The following is a 17,952-nucleotide window of genomic DNA, read 5'->3' as shown; positions in this document are numbered from 1 at the left end:
TAAAACTACTACTTTGTCAAGCTAAACGCCCCGACATGAGATTCATCTGTTGCAAAGATTTTTGTCAATGGTATTACGGGCTGGTGATGGCTTTTGGTTGCAAAGATACAGATTGCCCATTAACTGACAATGCCGTAGCTTCTAAAATCTGTCCGTAACGATTGCGAGTGCCGAATCCTTTGGCTTGAATTGTGTTTCCGATGTTCGCCATACTGGCTAGCTGTTCGCCTACATGGGGCGGGAATTTGACAATTGTGCCATTAGAGATAATAACGCCGTTAATTTCTCCTTGATGTCCCACCAACCAATTCTGAGCAGTTCCCTCCGCAGATAAAGTACTGTAGTTGTTTAAGTTGGGGGGCTGTTGTGGGAGGTTGTTGTGGGAGGTTGTTCGACTAAAATCTGTCCAGTTTGAGAATTGGTGATTTTTTTGGCTCTCACTTCCTGTCCGAAGCGAGTAGAAAAGCCGGGATTGCCAAAAATGCTCACTTTCGTGTTTGGGGTAATTATTCCCACTAAACTATTCGCCATCTGGGGAGGAAATTTCACCTGTAGCCCGTTATTGAGTAATAGTCCATCCACCTTACCTTCAGGGTTGAGAAGATACTGTTTTACCTCTCCAGTGAAAGTGGTTTCCTCTGTGGGGGGTAATTCTGGTGGGGGTGCTGGGGGAATCTCTAGACGATTAGGATTGGGTAAATTGGGACTTGGGAGATTAGCTTCTAGCGATCGCCCGCTTGGTGTAGCATTACTAGCAACAGTATTGTATGTCCAAAAACCGAAAAGTGCGATCGCTGCTCCGATGCCGCCACTAGTTAAAATTAACTTTAACTTGCATTGGCGATCGCGCTCTCGGATTTGCTTGGCTTGAATCTGTTGTATAGCTTGTTGAATCACCTCTGGCGGAATTTGTACTTCTGCCCCAGCTTGCATAATCTCTTCTAAAGAATAATCCTGATTTTCTTGGGCATACAACTGAGCCGCCAAGGCAAAAACATCGGGAGCAATTTCTTTCGGAATACGAACTTTGGAGTTATTCATCTGTTTTAACTGAATTTAATCGCTAACTATAACTGTAAGAGTGCAAAACTCGTGCCATAGATACAAGACACTCACTAGTTAGTAAGGCAGCATGAAAAATGAGCAACTAGAATTTGCCATAGTTTTTGCGCTTCGTTGTAATCCACTCGGAACCCCATCCCGCCAAAGCGTAGCTTTCTTTATCTCTCCTCCCCTTGGTAAGCCTACGGTTGTACACACAAGTCTAATTACCCCCCTTAATCCCCCCGATGCATTGGGGGGAGACCGGAAATCTAGTTCCCTCCCCTTAGAAAGGCTATCCATTACCCGGATCTTTCTCAACATTTACGAGAGTATTCACTCACGCTTTTTCTAACCCTGATTCGTTCGTCGTCAATTCTCAATAAAAACCTAATTTTAGCGAGAAGACTAAGAGCCAATCTGTCAAGTATGTTTGACACCTCAGTGTTCAAGATGCCTACAAAACAAGCGTTTCAAGATTGTAAAGAAAGATGTGACTAATGGATAGTTAGAAAGGGGAGGGTTAGGGTGGGGTAAAAACCTTGGTTAATCAGCTATTTCAGACTTGTGTCTACACCGTAGGCTTGCAGGGAGGGGCTGGGGGTGGGTTCAACGGGTACTGCATCCAAACGAGAACCGCTATAGTTTTTGCACTTCTAGAAGTTCTAACCCTTATTCCATGCAACCTATTGTGTTACCTCAACGTTGGACACTGCGGCGACAGCTAACAATCCTCAGCATCCTTTTTTTAGGTTTAAGTGGAGCTGCTTTGTGGTTAGTGGTACAACTATTTCAAAGTCTGGAAGGTGCTGTTGTTGCCAGAAATCAGAGAGAACTAGCTTTTGCCAACACCAGACTAATTAAGCTGTTTTGGGAATCAAATCCTGGGCAAGCACCAAAGCCAGTTAAACAATTGGCAGAACTTTCAAACGATGCCCTAACTGCTTTTCCAAGGGTAGAAGGGGGATTTTATCTGCTGCAACAAGACCAGCTTTTAGGCTATGCCTATCCTACCCACGGTGGCCCTGTCCCCAAAAAAGATATTCCTCCTGCTGAACGAGACACAATTTTGCAATTAACTCGGAGAGCCACAAGCCAAGGTTTACCCCAGGAATTAGTACTGCACCCTGGTCTTGATGTCTTGCTACTGCGTGCCGATCCCTTACCTCTGTGGGGCGCAGTATGGACGATGAAACGTATGCCTCATCTAGAAGATAGCAATCAAAACGTTTTAAGTGTTTTCGTGGTTTTAGGAATTTTAGTCGTGGGAGTTTGGACTTTTTATATTGCCTTACAACTTCAGTGGGGAGTGCAGCGACTCCAGCAAAGTATTAAAGCAATGGAAGAGGATAAAGCTTCGCTAATTCCTCCGCTACCCGCAGAAATGGGACTGTTGGGAACTGCTATAAATAGTATGCAATACCGCCGCCAAGAGTTAGAGCAGCGCTTGCACCGAGTTGAGCGCTTGGCTTCTTTGGGACAACTGGTAGCAGGGGTAGCTCATGAAGTCCGCAATCCCTTAGCTAGTATGCGCCTCAACTTGCAATATACAGAACGGCAATTAAAAAAGCAGGGAATTACAACTTTACCGATCGCTAGCTTACTAGAGCAAGTAGACCGTTTAGAGATGCTGGTGCGACGGCTATTGTATTTTGACCAAAATCAGCAGGAAGAAATGGTAACAACTTCCCTAGAAGCGATCGCTTCTGAATCAGTTTCTCTATTACGTCTCAAAGCCGAAGAACAGGGAGTGACGCTTTTTTATCGCTCTGCTGCTGAACCCTTGCCCCAAGTACCACTACGCCGCCGAGAGTTAGGACAGGTAATGGTTAACTTAATCTTAAATGCCATCCAAGCAAGTCCACCGGAAAGTCAAGTTGAGGTTGGTGTAAGCCAAGAGCAAGACTACTTAGTAACCTGGGTAAAAGACACTGGCGCAGGTTTAGCACCAGAAGAACGCGATCGCATTTTCGATCCTTTTTATTCCACAAAACCTCAAGGAACAGGTTTAGGTTTAGCAATTAGCCACGAGATTGTCACCCGACACGGAGGGCATATTGATTTCAAATCTCAACCGGGTTGCACCGTTTTTAGCGTTTACTTACCGAAGAATCACAACGATGGCTAAGATTTTGATTATTGATGACGAAAAAGCTTTGCGTCAGGCGATGGCGCAGATTTTAAAAGATGAAGGTTACGTCGTTGTAGAGGCAGAAGACGGAGAACAAGGACTGAAAATAATTCAACAAGATAGCATCTCTCGTCCTGACTTGGTATTTCTAGATTTGAAAATGCCCAAAACTCAGGGTAGTGCTGTTTTAAAAGCTTTAGGTAGTAAGACTCTATTTGAACTGCCAGTCATTGTGATGACAGCTTATGGTACAAGTCGTACAGCCATTGAAGCCATGCAATTGGGAGCCTATGATTACTTAACTAAACCCTTCGATTTAGAAGATTTAGTTAACTTGGCACAAAAAGCTTTAGCTCATTCCCAAGCATCCGCCGAGCAAATTGGTGAAGCAAATATTCAAAATCTCGGACAGCCAGAAGAACTGTTGGGGCGATCGCCTAAAATGGCAGAAGTTTTTAAACTCATTGGTAGACTTGCGCAAGGAAACACCACAGTTTTGATTGTCGGCGAATCAGGTACGGGCAAAGAGTTAGTCGCTTCCACACTGCATAATGCTAGCCCTCGCAGTCGCGGCCCTTTGGTAAAAGTGAACTGTGCAGCTCTCCCAGAACATTTATTAGAAGCAGAATTATTCGGTCACGAAAAAGGAGCTTTCACCGGAGCAAATCACTTGCGAATTGGTCGTTTTGAACAAGCCAATGGCGGCACAATTTTTCTGGATGAAGTCGGAGAATTGAGCCAGATAATTCAAGGAAAATTGTTGCGAGTATTACAAGATAAATCCTTCGAGCGCTTGGGTAGTAACCAAACCAAAACTGTAGATGTCCGCATTTTAGCTGCCACCAATCGGAACTTAGAGCAATTGGTACGCCTCAATCAGTTTCGAGAAGACCTATACTATCGCTTTAACGTAGTACGAATTGAATTGCCACCTTTGCGCGATCGCCCCGAAGATTTAGAACAACTTACCCAACATTTTCTAAGTTCTATTGCCCTAAGAAACGGAATTAAAAATTTAGCAATCACCTCAACCGCCCTAAAAAAACTCATAGATTACGCTTGGCCAGGAAATGTACGAGAACTGCAAAATACTTTAGAGAGAGCAGCAGTTTTTTCTGGAGGAAGAACCCTTCTTCCAGAGCATCTCATTTTTAATCAAGAACATCAGATGAATCTGAACTTAGAGGAAGCGATCGCTCAGTTAGAAATAAACTTTATCCGCCATGCTTTAACACTTTATCCCCAAGAACCCCACAAAGCATTAGGAATTTCCGTCGAAAGCTTTGAACAAAAAAAGAAACAATGGAATTTATAGCAAAATACCCTTGAGTTAAGTATTTTTCCTACTCTCTGTGTCCTCTGCGCCTCTGCGGTTCGTATCATGAATTCCTTAAACTCAGCATCTACACTAGAAACACACTTAGAAACTCAAACCGTTATTTACCCAACCCTACAGTACTTAGTTCGCTTCTTACCGTGGGATGGAAAACGAGTATTCGACCATCTTCGAGAAGAATGTAAACACAATCCATTTATAGTAGAAAATTCTGATTTCCATAACAGCGAAGCACTTTTAGACGATATTCTACCTAATTGGTATAGTCCCATCGCCCAGGAATTAAGCCTCAGCGAGCATCTTCTCGGACAAATATCAGCTTTATCAATCCCATCAAGACAACGTGAAACCTTAACCTATCTAACTCAGTGGTTATCCAACTCCGGTTACTTAGAAGAAACTCCAGAAGTTTGGGCAGATGGTAGTATCTGGAGTGCAAAAGAACTAGAGGCTGTAGTGCCTATCCTCCAAACTTTAGATCCACTTGGAATTGGTACACGCTCCCTACAAGAATGTCTGTTAGTACAACTTAAATACCAGCCTAAAAGTTTAGCTTTTCTACTAATTAAAAATTATTTAGAAGACATAGCAAATTGTATTGGTAATTCTTCCGAGTCAAAGCAAAATTTTCAAATACTATTACAAAAGCTGCATCAAAATCATCAAAATATTAATGTTGACATCGAGAAACTCACCGATGCTATTCATGAGATTCAAGAATTAGAACCGCGTCCCGCCAGAAACTTCGGTGGTAGCGATGCTCCCATCGTCACCCCTGATTTAAAAGTTGAGCTAATAGCTGGAAGTTGGCAAATTTCTTTAGCCTATGAAGTCAAACAACGTTTTTGTCTGAATTCCGAAGCCATTAAGCTTTTCCAGGAATCATCAAAAGCAAGGCGAGATACCCAACAGCTAGAAGCATTATTACAAAAAGCTAGAAATTTACTCACAGCATTGCAACAATGGCAGGAAAATCTGCTCAAAGTTGGGAAATTTTTAGTTGAGCGACAGCAAGCTTTTTTGCAGAGTCGGGATAAATTAGACTTAGTATCTACCCCTCAGCAACTAGTAGCTCAATCGGTAGGACTTAGTAACTCTACAGTCAGTCGGATTGTGCGGGGACGGTATATATTAGTTTGTAACCAAAACAGTCGGATAATTCCGTTGCATTCACTATGTGTTCCTGTAGGAGTAGGCGGACGTACTCCTCAACAAATCCAACAGATGCTAATACAGTTAATTGCAAAAGAATCACCCGCCAATCCTTATACTGATGAACAATTAGCCCAGCTTTTGAAAATCCGATTTTGTCTCCCCATCACTCGCAGAACAGTCACAAAATACCGTAAAATTGCTGGGATAAAGTCATCACATCACCGCAAGTTGACTAATAAAAAGATGGGAAGCAAGAGCAGGAAGCAAGGAAGTCTCTTGAAATATCAAAGTTGAGCCTTTGAACCTGAACGTTGAGCCTTTTAGCCTGAACGTTGCACCTTTGAGCTTGAACGTTGAGCCTTTGAACCTGAACGTTGAGCCTTTGAACCTGAACGTTGAGCCTTTGAGCCTCGAAGTTGCGCCTTTGAGCCTCGAAGTTGCGCCTTTGAACCTGAACGTTGCACCTTTGAGCTTGAACGTTGCACCTTTGAGCTTGAACCTTGCGGCTTTGAGCCTGAAATTTTAAGTTTGATTGTTGACGAATGACTAATGACTAAGGCAATACGCTTGGGTTAAGGAAAGAGACGCGATAAATCGCCGTCTCTACAAAGGACTGATTATTGTAGAGACGGCGATTTATCGCGTCTTTGCAATTAGCGGCGTGTCATCAAAAAACCTTATCCGAACCGTATTGGAAGGAGAGAGTTTTATCGCCGGTTTGTTGAGTATTTTTTTATTTGGAAGTCCCTAAATCCAAAAATAAGCCAGGATGAGAGTCACGACAGTTAACGGTAGACCAAAACGCAGATGTTCCCAAAATGACAATTGATAACCAAGTTTTGCCACAGCCTCAGCAACAATTAAATTAGCAACTGAACCTAACAAAGTTAGATTACCTGCTAAGGTAGATCCTGCTGCTAATAGTAACCAGGTTCTTGTGTCTGGATGAGGAATTAAATGTTGTAGTAATAATACTGCTGGAACATTAGAAACTAAATTTGAAAGCAGAGCAGTAATTCCTAATATGCTCAAGGGAGTATAAACTAAACCGCTAAATAAATTCAATATTCCTAATTTTTCTACTCCAGCAGTCACAATAAACAGTCCAGAAAACATCACCAGTAAATCCCAATCCACTTTATTTAAAACTCGTTGCGGTTTGATTCGCCTAGTAATGAACAGTAAACCAGCAGCTATAAGTGTTGCTTGAGCTGGAGGTATCCCAATTAAAAATGCAATTAATAGTCCTCCTGTTATCAATAGGCTTTTAGTCAGCAACGGTTTAAATATGCGGTAACGCACGGGGGTTACACTCGGACAAGATTTAGTAGAACGAACATCAGGATAAAGCCACCACAATAACCCAATTTGGATTAACAAACTTACTAATGCGATGGGAGTCAATGCTTTTGCAAAATCGAGATAGCTGATACCAGAGAAGGAACCAATCAAAATATTTTGCGGATTACCACTTAAGGTAGCTACTGAACCCAGATTAGTTGCTCCCGCCAAGGCAAGTAAGTAAGGAATCGGATTCAGGTTCAAAGTTTGGGTTAAACCGAGAACCAAAGGAGTAAAAATTAGAGCGATAGTATCATTCAGAAAAAAAGCCGAGAGAATTCCACTGCCGAAAGTTAAAACAATCAGCAAACCCAAAGGGCTACGAGTAAAGTGTGTAACTGTATCAAGGGTTAATTGGAAAAAACCAGCGTAAGCTAAGTTTGTGCTGATTACCATCATGCCAAACAGGAAAATCAGCGTTTTATAGTCTATCGCTTGCCATGCTTCTTTGAGGTCTAATACTCCGAATGCCATCAGCAAAGATGCACCAACTAAAGCAATACTGGCTCGGTTCATCCGCAAACCAGGGAGATATCCTAAACCCAAACCGATATAAGTCAGTCCAATGATCATGTATTTGAAAACAATCATGATTTCGCTAAATGCTTTTGATGTGATGCATTTCTATTAACTCCTGTTTTTGTTTCAGGTACACAGAACCAAAAAACTGCCAAAGCCACAACTGCGATCGCTGCTAAAATCAAAAAACCAACGTTGTAACCAGCATTTTTAACCACAAATCCAGCCAACACGTTGCTCAAACCCGCACCGACACCAATAGCAGTGTTGAGCATTCCTTGGGTAACATTAAAGCGTCCCGTGCCTTTAGTCAAATCAGCTACCATCAACACCGAAAGCACTCCAAAAATCCCGCCTGCAATACCATCCAGAATTTGCACAGAAACGAGAAAATAGGGATTATCCGAAAGTGTATACAGCACTCCTCGAATCGGTAAGACGGCAAAGCCAAGCAAAAATATGGGTTTTCGGGCTGTATGTGCGAAACGTCCAGCCAAGTTAGAAACTGGAATCATCACTAACTGAGCGACAATGATACAAGCAGACATATAAACTGTGTCACTTGCCCCTTTACCCTGTGCCAATTCTTGACCAACTAGCGGTAACATAGCAGCATTGGCAAAGTGAAACAGAACTACTGCAATAGTAAAAAATAAGATTTTGCGATCGCTCAATAATTGCAATATGCCTTCATAAGGCTGCTGATGTTTTTCATTATCTTCCTCTTCGCCCTCTTCTCCATCTCCACGCGCTAATTCGTGGTCAATCTCTCTTTCGCGAATCATCCTCACTGAAATAATACTGCCCACAGCCATAGCTGCAACTAGGAAAAATATTGCCTTGCGTGCAATAAAGTAACCTGCTAAACCAGCGAGAGTTGCAGCTAGCAGATTACCTGCATGGTTAAATGTTTCATTACGACCTACCCGCCTATCTAATCTCTCATGTCCTACGAGTCCCAGAGTAATAGCAGTAATCGCAGGTGGGAAAATTGCAGCAGCAATCCCAATCATAATCTGAGAGCCAATGACAACAGGCAAGGTGGGGAACAAGCCCATAGCAATACAGCCGATAGAAACAAACACAGCCGCCAGTACAATCAACATCCGTTTTTGACGTAGCCTGTCAACCAATGCACCAGCTGGTGTTTGAGCAATAACTGTGGCAATTGCCGAAGCTGACATCGCCATGCCAATTTGGGCTGGGTTCCAATTTGCTGAGGCTTTTAGGTAAATGCTCAAATATGGCCCAACACCATCGCGCACATCTGCGAGAAACACATTCAAGTAATCAAGCGATCGCAAACTCTTCTTACTCGGTCTTCGCTGTTGTTGCATAAGTCTTTAGTGATATTTTGTGAGCTATGGAGGGTCACAATACTCTTATGCAAAAATCGTGCCAAATCAATTGCATCCGGCTACATCTAGCGAAAAAACCCTCTTTGTGCTGTATACAACTTACGCAAATAATTGCCAAAACCCTGATTTCAATTAGAGGCGGTAAAGTTCTTTAATGGGAAATAGTAAAGATTTTTAGATTTTGATTGCACTTTCTTTTGTGGATATCAGTGCGATCGCAAAAAGAAACCCCCTCTGCTTTTGCCATAGTAAAGTGATTACAACGCAGAGGGGTTTCATTTATTTTAATATTTTTGTAGAGGCAGGTTTTAAGGATAATTCTGGCAAAAAACTAGTTTATTTGATTTCAAACCCGCCAAAACCTATGTTGTATTGTTTTAACCTGTGTACTCAGTTGAGTCTATTTCCAATCGGGAATTTCAGCGTCTTCTCCCCCAATCCCGATTCCAGTGTTAAATATTTCCGCATCAGTAAGATTTAGCTCGTTCATTGATGCTTGATACACATTAGAATCGTGAATCGTAGCGCGAGTAAAATTTACTCCGTTGAGATTAACTTGCTTCAAATTGACATTGGTTACATAAGCAGATGTTAGGTTAGCACCTGCCAAGTTTGCACCAGTTAAGTCAGCACCTTCGAGGTTAGCTCCTACAAGGTTAGCTCCTTGGAGCTTCGAGCCTCTCAAGTCAGCACCAATTAAATGAGCGCCACTAAGGTTAGCTCCTGATAGTTCGCACTTAACACATTCCCCAGTTGAAAGCAGCTTTTGTAAATCCTGTGGATTCTCGGCTCTAACCGAGCTAGCGAAAAATAGGGGTGTTGCTAAGGCCATGGCCGCTAATAGCTGGAGTTTCATAAATTTTCCCCCTTAATAATCGAGTTGCGTCCGTTCTGTCCCTCACAGTTCTATTATCTCACTAAACTTCGTGAGGTCAATGTATCTTGTGACAATCTATCTTTTGACAAGTTAATTGCGATCTGAAACACAGATAAAATTGATGTCAATAATGCCATTAATTTCGATTTTTTGGCGATTTTTACCAAAAAACACTTAAAAAATACCAGTATTAAATCACTATTAAATCTTTTTAAAAGTAAAAACTGGTGCTACTTGCTATAGCTAGCTAGAGAAGTATTTATACTTATCAATTGATGGTTTAGATTAAGTCCTCAGAAATTCTCGCATATACTGATTAACCAATTCCGGCCGTTCTTGCTGCACCCAATGGCCACAATTAGGAATGTATTTGATTTGCAAATTCCTGACATAAGCTGCGGTGTCGTAGGTTAGTTCCTTGCCAAGTGCGGTGTCATTTTCTCCCCAAATCATCAGTGTTGCCACTTCCAGAATGCCCCAATTTGGATTTAGCATTCTCTGCTGAAAAACATTGCGGTAGTAGTTCAACATTGCTGTGAGAGCACCTCGTTTTGCCGCAGCATCTTTATATGCGTCAATATCCGCTTTAGTGAAAGCACTCTTGTTAACTGCTGTACCTTTAAAAATTGTTTCAATTGCTTGGTAGTCTGAAAATTGTAAAAGTAGTTCTGGTATCCAGGGTAGTTGAAAGAGGAATATGTAATTGCTACGTAGCAACTGTTGGGGAGTGCGTAACCCTTGAGCAAATTTCGCAGGATGAGGCAGGTTAAGAATAATTAATTGTTCTAACATTTCGGGGTGAGTGTATGCAAAATTCCAAGCGATCGCACCACCCCAATCATGTCCAACTAATACACATTTTTGGTATCCTAATCCTTTAATTAGTCCCTCAACATCTTTAATAAACTCATCCATTACATAAGCTGATTGCTCACTTGGTTTATCACTATCGTTGTAGCCACGCAAGTCAAGGGCAACGACTTGAAAATTTTGGGCAAATTCTGGTATTTGATGCCGCCAAGAATACCAAAACTCAGGAAACCCATGCAACATCAACATTAAAGGGCCTTCACCTTGGGTAACGTAGTGTAGTTTTACCCCATTGGAAGTTATATATTCGTGTTTCCAAGAACTTTCTATTAGAGACATAATTAATCCCAATTCAGCATTAAAAAAACTAAATGATAATACTGTACTTAGCAAGTGTAATATTATTTTGATCGGTCTCACATCTATATTGCGATAGTGATTTTTTGCAAAAATATTAGACAATTTGTCTTGAGGTAGATGTGATTCGTGAGTAAATTTTGGTAAAAAGTAAATATAATAATTCTCTCCAACTACCATGACACAACAGTTGACAAACCATGCTTCATTGTGGGTTGAGCGACTGGGACGATTTGGCTATGTTTCCAAGGGAGTAGTTTACGGTATAGTTGGACTACTGGCAGCACAGGCGGCTTGTGGCAACGGTGGTAAAACAACTGATACCCAAGGCGCTCTTCAAACAATCGTTAACCAGCCATTTGGTAAATTTTTGCTGGCTTTAATTGCGATTGGCTTGATTGGATATGTAGTCTGGCGTTTTGTACAGGCAATTAAAGACCCAGAAAATAAAGGTAATGATGCCAAAGGTTTGGCAGTGCGAATTGGTTACGCAGTTAATGGCTTGATTTATGCAAGTTTAGCCTTAAGTGCTGTGCAAATCGTTATGGGTACAGGCAGCGGTAAAAATAGTAGTGATTCTACTGAAGATTCGACAGCACGTTTGCTTTCTCAACCCTTTGGTGAATGGTTAGTTGGAACTGTGGGGGCGTTTGTAATTGCTCTAGGTTTCTATCAGTTTTATCAAGCTTTTAGTGGCAAATTTCGTAAAGAACTCAATTTAACTGAATTAAGCAACACAGAAGCCCAATGGGTAATGAGGATTTCCAGATTTGGTTTAGCGGCACGGGGTATAGTATTTTGTATTATCGGTTGGTTTTTAATTGAAGCAGCAAAACAGTCGGACGCCGCTACAGCAGAAGGTTTGGATGAAGTATTACAGACGCTAGCGCAACAGCCTAACGGAGCATGGCTTTTGGGTATTGTGGCACTAGGTTTAGTTGCCTATGCCATTTACACAATAGTACAGGCGCGGTATCGTCGGCTAGTCAATGTTTAGATGGTGCAGTGCCAATAATTTCAATTTATAGAAATGCCAATAATAGAAATCCGTGGTATTTGGCTGACTATTACTGATAGTAAGGTTCTCAGGTCAAAGGAACGCATTGCCGAGGCGATGGATCTCCTGGCCGAGACAGGATTTAATGTAGTGTTTCCAGTTGTTTGGGATAAGGCAGTAACTTTATATCCTAGCCAAATAATGCAGCAGACTTTTGGAGTCGAAATTGACCCGGTGTCTTTAGGCCGTGACCCTTTAGAAGAGGTGGTACTTGAGGCGCGGCGAGTTGGGTTGAAAGTTATTCCTTGGTTTGAATACGGTTTTGCCAGTTCTTACAATTTGAATGGTGGTGTACTTTTACAGAAAAAACCGGAATGGGCTGCGTGCGATTGTAACGGCAAGTTACTGAAGAAAAACGGCTTTGAGTGGTTGAATGCACTCGACTCACAGGTGCAAGAATTCTTGTTAAGCTTGGTGCTGGAAGTTGTAAAGAATTATGATGTGGATGGCGTTCAAGGAGATGATCGCTTGCCAGCATTACCCTCTGAAGGTGGCTACGATCGGGTAACTGTCACCCGCTATCGCCAGGAATTCGATCGCAATCCGCCACAGAACGCCAAGGATAGACAATGGTTACAGTGGCGTGCAGATATTCTCACTGAGTTTTTGGCGCGTCTCTACCGGGAGGTGAAAGTGGTAAATCCTAATTTATTAGTAGCGATCGCACCCAATATTCATGATTGGGCATTCCAGGAATATCTGCAAGACTCGCCCGCATGGCTGAAGCGGGGGATAGTTGATATGATTCAGCCGCAGATTTATCGCCGTGACTTTAGGAGTTATCAAGCGATCGCTGATAAACTGGTAAACCAGCAATTCACAGATGCGACACTGCCGAAGTTAGCACCGGGAATACTGATGAAGCTTGGCTCTTACTGTATTAGCCCAGAATATCTGGTGCAGGCAATTGAATACAATCGTCAACTTGGTATTCAAGGAGAGGTATTCTTCTTTTATGAAGGTTTGCGCGAGAATAACAATACCCTTGCTAAAGTTTTGCGCAATGGGCCTTATGCTAAGTCTGCATCATTTCCCACTCTATTAGATTTGAATCCAGATGGTGTGAGTCACAAGAAGACATCTTCTATTTGGTCAGGAGTGGAAATTTTGTTAAAAAATCTTTTTTAAGGGAAAAGGTGCGTGGAATATCAATTGCCAGTGGAACGGGTAATTAAGACTTTAAAAGAGGATTTACCGACACTTTTTGAAAAAGATATCTCATATCACATTTATACACAGGATATCTATTTTAAAGATCCGGTGAATACATTCAAATACAAATTTAATTATCGCATTATATTTTGGACTTTACGATTTCACGCTCGGCTGTTTTTTACCCAAATTCACTTTGATGTACATGAGGTTTATCAGTCAGTCGAAGACACGATTTTAGCAAAGTGGACGGTGCGGGGAGTGTTGCGCGTTCCTTGGAAAGCAGGGTTGCTTTTTAATGGCTATTCAACATATAAACTTAATCAAGATAATTTGATATATGAGCATATCGACACCTGGGATAGAAAGCCAGGGGAGATTTTACGGCAGTTTTGGCAAAGGGAAGGAGGAGGTACAGTTTAACCTAACCTTGATAAAGCTGTACTTTATTAGTAATGGCTAGCCTGGCTTACAGTCTTGTCGGAGCATATTATTAGTATTATTTTCAAAGGTTAAGGGGTGAATTCTACCTTTTACCCTTAGAGGTTGTTTGAAAAGTGCTTAGGTGTGATTTTAGGCACTTATTGATCCCCCCTAGCCCCCCTTCAAAAGGGAGGAAAACTTCTTAAAGTCCCCCTTTTGAAGGGGGATTTAGGGGGATCTAAAACTTTTTGCTACCAACAACAAGACTTTTCAAACATCCTCTTAACCCACAAGTATTGAAATGGAGCCAAAAAATTATTTTTGAGACCTATTACGAACCTTGCAAAAGCTCATTAATTGAACTTATGCTTTGTTTTATTTGCTCTGTCAGAGAAGTTCTTAATAAGTCAAGGTTTACGGCAGAAAAATTGAGTAATCCCAAAGCATATAATAGGCTCGAAATCCCAATAATTAAAGCCATAAATCTCCCAAAAAAACCGGGATTGATTTCAATAAAAGCTAATTTAGATTGCCCGATCACAGCAATCGTTATAAAAACAATTCCTGCTATTAAAAAGGTGCTATTTGAAGTTAAATCTGTCATTTTCCGATTAAGATGCTGAGGCATCTTTATTGTAGCTATTATTAGTTAAAATTTCTGCCCTTACTAGATGCAAAAACATAAAAATTTTGCAACTCAACATCCACCCACCCTAACTTAATGAAGCTCTGGCTATTGCAGTATCGGTGTTGGAACTCATCGTGTGCTATGATCTAGGAAGAGGTATTTTGATTTTAAAACTTATTAAGCGACAAATAACGTTAATTGTCTCAAGTGTGTATAAATTTTTCTGTTTCGCTCAGATACCGAAATGAAACCCAGATTCTGCAAGAAGCGAACTAACTGATAAGCTGTTGTGCCTTTAATTTGCACTAATATTTTTTTCAATATGATTGTGGGGTGGGCAACATGAGCGCCCTGATAGTGCAAGTTGTATAGGTAACAGCTTATGTCTCTGGATAGAAATCAGATATTGTTAAGTAGCTGATTTAAACCTCAATTTTGCTGAAAATATTCTGTGGTAAAACTTTCAGCATCAAAAAGCCAAAATGTTATCACTCGTGTACTAGACGTTAATTTAATATATAAATTAAACTACACTAAGACGATAGGAATAGTGGGTTTTTATGGAAAGCGTCCAAAACGTTAGTCAAGAGTTGAATGTAACAGGGGACACAGCAATAGATCAGTTACAACAGTCTACTCCAGTAGAATTCAAAAAAGACATTTTCAAAAAACTCAGAGGTGGATTTTTTCTGGTACTGGGATATTTGTTGTCACCACTATGTTGGTGGAATGACCTACTATTTAATTTGCCCATAGCTTATGGTTTTGGGTATGCATGTAGTTTACTTTCCCCAAAATTACTTCTACCTTGCTCAATTATCGGATACTGGCTCTCTAATATTGTGGGAATTCTCTTGATGCAATTCGGTTCTAAGGACATTTTTCAAAAAGAACCTCAAGAGCATAACCTTAAAAAAGAATTGTTCACAGGTCTAATTTCTTCAACAGTTTATACACTGTTGATTATGCTATTGATCCAGTTGAAGATTCTCGATTCTCCCATTTTATTCTCCAACAGTTAATTTAGTTTTTCACCTTTCTGAAATCTGGGCGCACATATATGCGCCCAGATTATAATTTGTATAGATATAGCAATTCATGTAAAAGTTACGAATAAAAAGATCAATTTTCGTCAAATTTTAAAAATTCACTTAAATTCAACAATTTTGGAGCCTCCTTACTTACAATTAATGGCAGCTTCCCATTCCATTTTTGTATTGCTTGCCTTTGCAGAATTTCTGGAGTTAAACCATCACGTAATAATCTGTGCGTCTCAGCCTCTCCTTTGGCTAAATTCACTTTTGCTTCAGCCTCTTTTGTTGCTTTTAATGCGATAAATTCTGCTCGTTTTGCTTCTTGTTCAGCAATCTGCTTTGCCTCCACCGCCTCACCAAATCGTTCTGAAAAATGGACATGAACTAGAGAAATATCATCAACTGCAACGTGATAGCTATTTAATCTTGTGGACAATGCATCATCTACTCCACTTTTGACTTCTCCTCGTTTAGTAATAATTTCTTCAGCAGTATACTTTGCTATTACCGCTTTTAGTACTTCTTCAACTGCGGGGTTAATAATCCGAATAACTACATTTTGTTCATCTCCAATTTCCTGAAAAATTACATTTGCTTCCTGGGGAATAATATGCCAATTGAGAGCTACATCGGCAAAAACATTTTGTAAATCTTTGGAGGAAGCCTCAGCAGAAATTTCCTGTTTTTGGACTCTAATACTCAACTTTTTCACAGTATTAACTACAGGAATAATTAAGTGAAGTCCTTCTCCTAATATCTGGTTTTGGACTTCGCCAAATTTCATTAATACACCACGTTCTCCTGCATTTACAATCACACAAGGCGTGAGAAAGAGAGTTATCAAAAACAAAAGAGCGGTCAGTTTACCAGCACTGTTAAAACTTGTAATTTTTATCATCTGTGTGAACCATGTATGCATCTTGCATAGAGACACATATTTAGGAGTTATGGGCTTCTTCCCGTCATGATTTTAGCTCGACTTGATCCAAAATTAAGAACATTCTCGACTTAATAGCAACTGCCCATTATTCAGCCGATATATACCAGTAGGTTCGATAATCGGATTGCCTTTCTTCCAGGGACGGTATGTACTGGACTTTAGACTAAGCAGGCGATCGTTAAAAAGGCTTACCCATTGGAGTTGATACTAGGTAACAACAAAATGACCCAGCAGTGCGCTCGTTAATGAATTGAAAATTTTAAAGATGATTTGTCAAAGGATTATAGCGGTTCTCACTTGAGTGGAATACAGTGTGGGAGGATGGAGTATATCAAGAACCATGTGCACCGATATGAAAGCTTACTCCACCGATCTACGCCAAAAAGTCATTGATGCCCACAAAAATGAAGAAGGCTCTCAATGACAACTGGCGAAACGATTTAGCGTGAGTTTAAGTTTTGTTCAGAGCCTACTTAGGCGATTCCATTTTTGTGGCACAGTTGAAGCAAAGCCACACTCTGGAGGTCAATCTGCCAAATTAAACAGTGAACAAATGGCTTTAGTTGCGCTCTTGGTGGAGGAAGATAACGATGCCACTTTGGTTGAGTTGTGCGATCGCTTACAACAAAAGGCTGGAGTCAAAATAAGTCGAGCCACAATGGGGAGAATCACCCAAAAGCTGAATTTGACTCGCAAAAAAAACAATACATGCCAGTGAGCGATACACCGAGCGAGTATAAAAAATTAGAGCAGAGTATTGGATCCCACATTCCGCACTTCGTATATTAGATTTAATAGGAAGTAGTGATGGAGATATCCCCTTATTTTTTAGAGGAGCATCAGGAAATGAATCGGATAAAGCAGTATTTGCTCACATCTTAATAGAGTATAACAAACAAATAGATTTTGAAAGCATTATGGTAGCTGATAGTCTGTTTGTGAAGAATCCAGAAAGAGTAGAGACAATAATGATGTTAATGTCATTATGTCTGTTAGTTTATAATTTAGGACAAAGACAATTAAGAAGAGCGTTAAAAACCCAAAAAGCTACAGTAAAAAATCAACTGAATAAAGATACACAATTCCCCACTTTGCGTTGGATATTTCAATGCTTTCAGGGGATTCAGTTGATGATTGCACAGGGCTGGCGAAGGATTTTGAACTTAACGGATTCTCGTTGTCAAATCCTGCAATTTTTGCCTTTAGCTTGTCAAAAGTATTACTTATTATCTGAGTTTTCAACTCTCTAATTCAGTATTGCTTAATCTGATGTTTTCCTAACTGATTGCAAAATCCTAATTCAATATTATTGAATAACCAGCTTTTTCCACCATGAAAAAGCTGGAATTTAGATGTAGATAATTTATTTGTTTCCTGGTTACTTGATTGTTCAAATTCTCATGAGCGCATTTTCTGTTTATGTAGTTTATCCATGCTACTTGTTGAAGTGCGGAATGTGGGTTCTAAGCCAGCACCATTAGTAATGACACTGATGCAGTATTAATTAGGATTTTACCACCGTTACCTACCGCTCCTGCTAGTACCGAACTGCGAGCCGCGCTATTAATCCATTACTGCCTATACCATCAAAAACAACTGTATCACGAGCATCGATGCTCACATTACCTGCATCTCTTCGTCCAAGGGTGCTAGTAGTCAAAAGTTATTAATTGCATAGTTTTTTTGTCACACAACCATAACAAAAAGCCCCAGGCTGTAATCGCTAGGGGCTTTTAGTTATGAATTATTAAACCTGGCATCGAGCTATTTTTGCGTAGGGCTACCCCTAAACT

18 protein-coding genes and 1 pseudogene are annotated in these 17,952 nt (G+C 40.7%); 10 read left to right on the top strand and 9 right to left on the bottom strand.

Annotated elements, in window-relative coordinates:
- Positions 1-73: 73 nt before the first annotated feature.
- Together V7K84_RS34125 and V7K84_RS34120 are read right to left on the bottom strand one after the other, a co-directional pair.
- Positions 74-301: a hypothetical protein gene (locus V7K84_RS34125; RefSeq protein WP_334844926.1), complete on the bottom strand. Its 228-nt coding sequence runs from the start codon at positions 299-301 to the stop codon at positions 74-76.
- Positions 302-348: 47 nt separating this feature from the next.
- Positions 349-1,041, bottom strand: coding sequence for a hypothetical protein (locus tag V7K84_RS34120; protein ID WP_334844925.1), 693 nt, complete (start codon positions 1,039-1,041; stop codon positions 349-351).
- A 679-nt stretch (positions 1,042-1,720) separates the two neighbouring features.
- Between V7K84_RS34120 and V7K84_RS34115 the strand changes: the two genes are divergently transcribed.
- From V7K84_RS34115 to V7K84_RS34100, 4 genes are all read left to right on the top strand, one after another.
- Positions 1,721-3,169: a sensor histidine kinase gene (locus tag V7K84_RS34115; protein ID WP_334844923.1), complete on the top strand. Its 1,449-nt coding sequence runs from the start codon at positions 1,721-1,723 to the stop codon at positions 3,167-3,169.
- Positions 3,162-4,487, top strand: coding sequence for a sigma-54-dependent transcriptional regulator (locus V7K84_RS34110; RefSeq protein WP_334844921.1), 1,326 nt, complete (start codon positions 3,162-3,164; stop codon positions 4,485-4,487). The genes V7K84_RS34115 and V7K84_RS34110 overlap by 8 nt, the downstream gene beginning before the upstream one ends.
- A gap of 66 nt (positions 4,488-4,553) precedes the next feature.
- A complete protein-coding gene (locus V7K84_RS34105; protein ID WP_334844919.1) occupies positions 4,554-5,957 on the top strand; it encodes an RNA polymerase factor sigma-54 in 1,404 nt (467 codons plus the stop codon).
- Between the two features lie 4 nt (positions 5,958-5,961).
- Positions 5,962-6,189: a hypothetical protein gene (locus V7K84_RS34100; RefSeq protein ID WP_334844917.1), complete on the top strand. Its 228-nt coding sequence runs from the start codon at positions 5,962-5,964 to the stop codon at positions 6,187-6,189.
- A 221-nt stretch (positions 6,190-6,410) separates the two neighbouring features.
- On the opposite strand, the gene V7K84_RS34095 is transcribed toward V7K84_RS34100, so the two are convergent.
- The 4 genes from V7K84_RS34095 to V7K84_RS34080 form a co-directional block, all read right to left on the bottom strand.
- Positions 6,411-7,595: an anion transporter gene (locus V7K84_RS34095; RefSeq protein ID WP_334844915.1), complete on the bottom strand. Its 1,185-nt coding sequence runs from the start codon at positions 7,593-7,595 to the stop codon at positions 6,411-6,413.
- Complete coding sequence (locus tag V7K84_RS34090; protein WP_334844913.1) at positions 7,592-8,860, bottom strand: MFS transporter; 1,269 nt, start codon at positions 8,858-8,860, stop codon at positions 7,592-7,594. Before V7K84_RS34090 ends, V7K84_RS34095 begins: the two co-directional genes overlap by 4 nt.
- A 421-nt stretch (positions 8,861-9,281) precedes the next feature.
- Positions 9,282-9,737 carry a pentapeptide repeat-containing protein gene (locus V7K84_RS34085; RefSeq protein ID WP_334844911.1) on the bottom strand — a complete coding sequence of 152 codons (456 nt, stop codon included), beginning with the start codon at positions 9,735-9,737 and terminating at the stop codon, positions 9,282-9,284.
- Positions 9,738-10,043: 306 nt separating this feature from the next.
- Positions 10,044-10,907 (bottom strand): alpha/beta fold hydrolase, encoded by an 864-nt coding sequence (locus tag V7K84_RS34080; protein WP_334844909.1) that lies wholly within the window; start codon positions 10,905-10,907, stop codon positions 10,044-10,046.
- A 196-nt stretch (positions 10,908-11,103) separates the two neighbouring features.
- On the opposite strand from V7K84_RS34080, the gene V7K84_RS34075 reads away from it, so the two are divergent.
- The 3 genes from V7K84_RS34075 to V7K84_RS34065 are packed head-to-tail and all read left to right on the top strand — an operon-like array spanning position 11,104 to position 13,557.
- Positions 11,104-11,922 (top strand): DUF1206 domain-containing protein, encoded by an 819-nt coding sequence (locus V7K84_RS34075; protein ID WP_334844908.1) that lies wholly within the window; start codon positions 11,104-11,106, stop codon positions 11,920-11,922.
- 33 nt (positions 11,923-11,955) lie between these two features.
- A complete protein-coding gene (locus V7K84_RS34070; RefSeq protein WP_334844907.1) occupies positions 11,956-13,110 on the top strand; it encodes a glycoside hydrolase family 10 protein in 1,155 nt (384 codons plus the stop codon).
- A 12-nt stretch (positions 13,111-13,122) separates the two neighbouring features.
- Positions 13,123-13,557, top strand: coding sequence for a DUF2358 domain-containing protein (locus tag V7K84_RS34065; protein WP_334844906.1), 435 nt, complete (start codon positions 13,123-13,125; stop codon positions 13,555-13,557).
- A 331-nt stretch (positions 13,558-13,888) separates the two neighbouring features.
- Here the strand turns inward: V7K84_RS34065 and V7K84_RS34060 are convergent, their stop codons facing one another.
- Positions 13,889-14,161: a hypothetical protein gene (locus V7K84_RS34060; protein ID WP_334844905.1), complete on the bottom strand. Its 273-nt coding sequence runs from the start codon at positions 14,159-14,161 to the stop codon at positions 13,889-13,891.
- 584 nt (positions 14,162-14,745) lie between these two features.
- On the opposite strand from V7K84_RS34060, the gene V7K84_RS34055 reads away from it, so the two are divergent.
- A complete protein-coding gene (locus V7K84_RS34055; protein ID WP_334844904.1) occupies positions 14,746-15,207 on the top strand; it encodes a hypothetical protein in 462 nt (153 codons plus the stop codon).
- A 100-nt stretch (positions 15,208-15,307) separates the two neighbouring features.
- Here V7K84_RS34055 and V7K84_RS34050 read toward each other — a convergent pair whose 3' ends face one another.
- Positions 15,308-16,117 (bottom strand): prohibitin family protein, encoded by an 810-nt coding sequence (locus V7K84_RS34050; protein ID WP_334844902.1) that lies wholly within the window; start codon positions 16,115-16,117, stop codon positions 15,308-15,310.
- Between the two features lie 595 nt (positions 16,118-16,712).
- Here V7K84_RS34050 and V7K84_RS34045 point away from each other — a divergent pair.
- A complete protein-coding gene (locus V7K84_RS34045; RefSeq protein WP_334844899.1) occupies positions 16,713-16,877 on the top strand; it encodes a hypothetical protein in 165 nt (54 codons plus the stop codon).
- Between the two features lie 205 nt (positions 16,878-17,082).
- A pseudogene (locus V7K84_RS34040) lies at positions 17,083-17,409 on the top strand (IS1634 family transposase); the annotation flags it as partial.
- 287 nt (positions 17,410-17,696) lie between these two features.
- On the opposite strand, the gene V7K84_RS34035 reads toward V7K84_RS34040, so the two are convergent.
- On the bottom strand, positions 17,697-17,819 hold the full coding sequence (locus tag V7K84_RS34035; protein ID WP_334844897.1) for a hypothetical protein: 123 nt from the start codon (positions 17,817-17,819) through the stop codon (positions 17,697-17,699).
- Positions 17,820-17,952 lie beyond the last annotated feature (133 nt).

The organism is Nostoc sp. (assembly GCF_036917315.1).
Classification (GTDB): Bacteria; Cyanobacteriota; Cyanobacteriia; order Cyanobacteriales; family Nostocaceae; genus Nostoc.
This window is presented reverse-complemented; position numbering and strand designations above follow the sequence as displayed.

Bases quoted from the DNA above. Each gene is read 5' to 3' on its own strand.
- V7K84_RS34085 (WP_334844911.1), bottom strand. From the start codon at position 9,737: ATGAAACTCCAGCTATTAGCGGCCATGGCCTTAGCAACACCCCTATTT.
- V7K84_RS34110 (WP_334844921.1), top strand. From the start codon at position 3,162: ATGGCTAAGATTTTGATTATTGATGACGAAAAAGCTTTGCGTCAGGCG.
- V7K84_RS34045 (WP_334844899.1), top strand. From the start codon at position 16,713: ATGGCTTTAGTTGCGCTCTTGGTGGAGGAAGATAACGATGCCACTTTG.
- V7K84_RS34055 (WP_334844904.1), top strand. From the start codon at position 14,746: ATGGAAAGCGTCCAAAACGTTAGTCAAGAGTTGAATGTAACAGGGGAC.
- V7K84_RS34095 (WP_334844915.1), bottom strand. From the start codon at position 7,595: ATGATTGTTTTCAAATACATGATCATTGGACTGACTTATATCGGTTTG.
- V7K84_RS34075 (WP_334844908.1), top strand. From the start codon at position 11,104: ATGACACAACAGTTGACAAACCATGCTTCATTGTGGGTTGAGCGACTG.
- V7K84_RS34060 (WP_334844905.1), bottom strand. From the start codon at position 14,161: ATGACAGATTTAACTTCAAATAGCACCTTTTTAATAGCAGGAATTGTT.
- V7K84_RS34120 (WP_334844925.1), bottom strand. From the start codon at position 1,041: ATGAATAACTCCAAAGTTCGTATTCCGAAAGAAATTGCTCCCGATGTT.
- V7K84_RS34050 (WP_334844902.1), bottom strand. From the start codon at position 16,117: ATGATAAAAATTACAAGTTTTAACAGTGCTGGTAAACTGACCGCTCTT.
- V7K84_RS34070 (WP_334844907.1), top strand. From the start codon at position 11,956: ATGCCAATAATAGAAATCCGTGGTATTTGGCTGACTATTACTGATAGT.
- V7K84_RS34090 (WP_334844913.1), bottom strand. From the start codon at position 8,860: ATGCAACAACAGCGAAGACCGAGTAAGAAGAGTTTGCGATCGCTTGAT.
- V7K84_RS34115 (WP_334844923.1), top strand. From the start codon at position 1,721: ATGCAACCTATTGTGTTACCTCAACGTTGGACACTGCGGCGACAGCTA.
- V7K84_RS34080 (WP_334844909.1), bottom strand. From the start codon at position 10,907: ATGTCTCTAATAGAAAGTTCTTGGAAACACGAATATATAACTTCCAAT.
- V7K84_RS34105 (WP_334844919.1), top strand. From the start codon at position 4,554: ATGAATTCCTTAAACTCAGCATCTACACTAGAAACACACTTAGAAACT.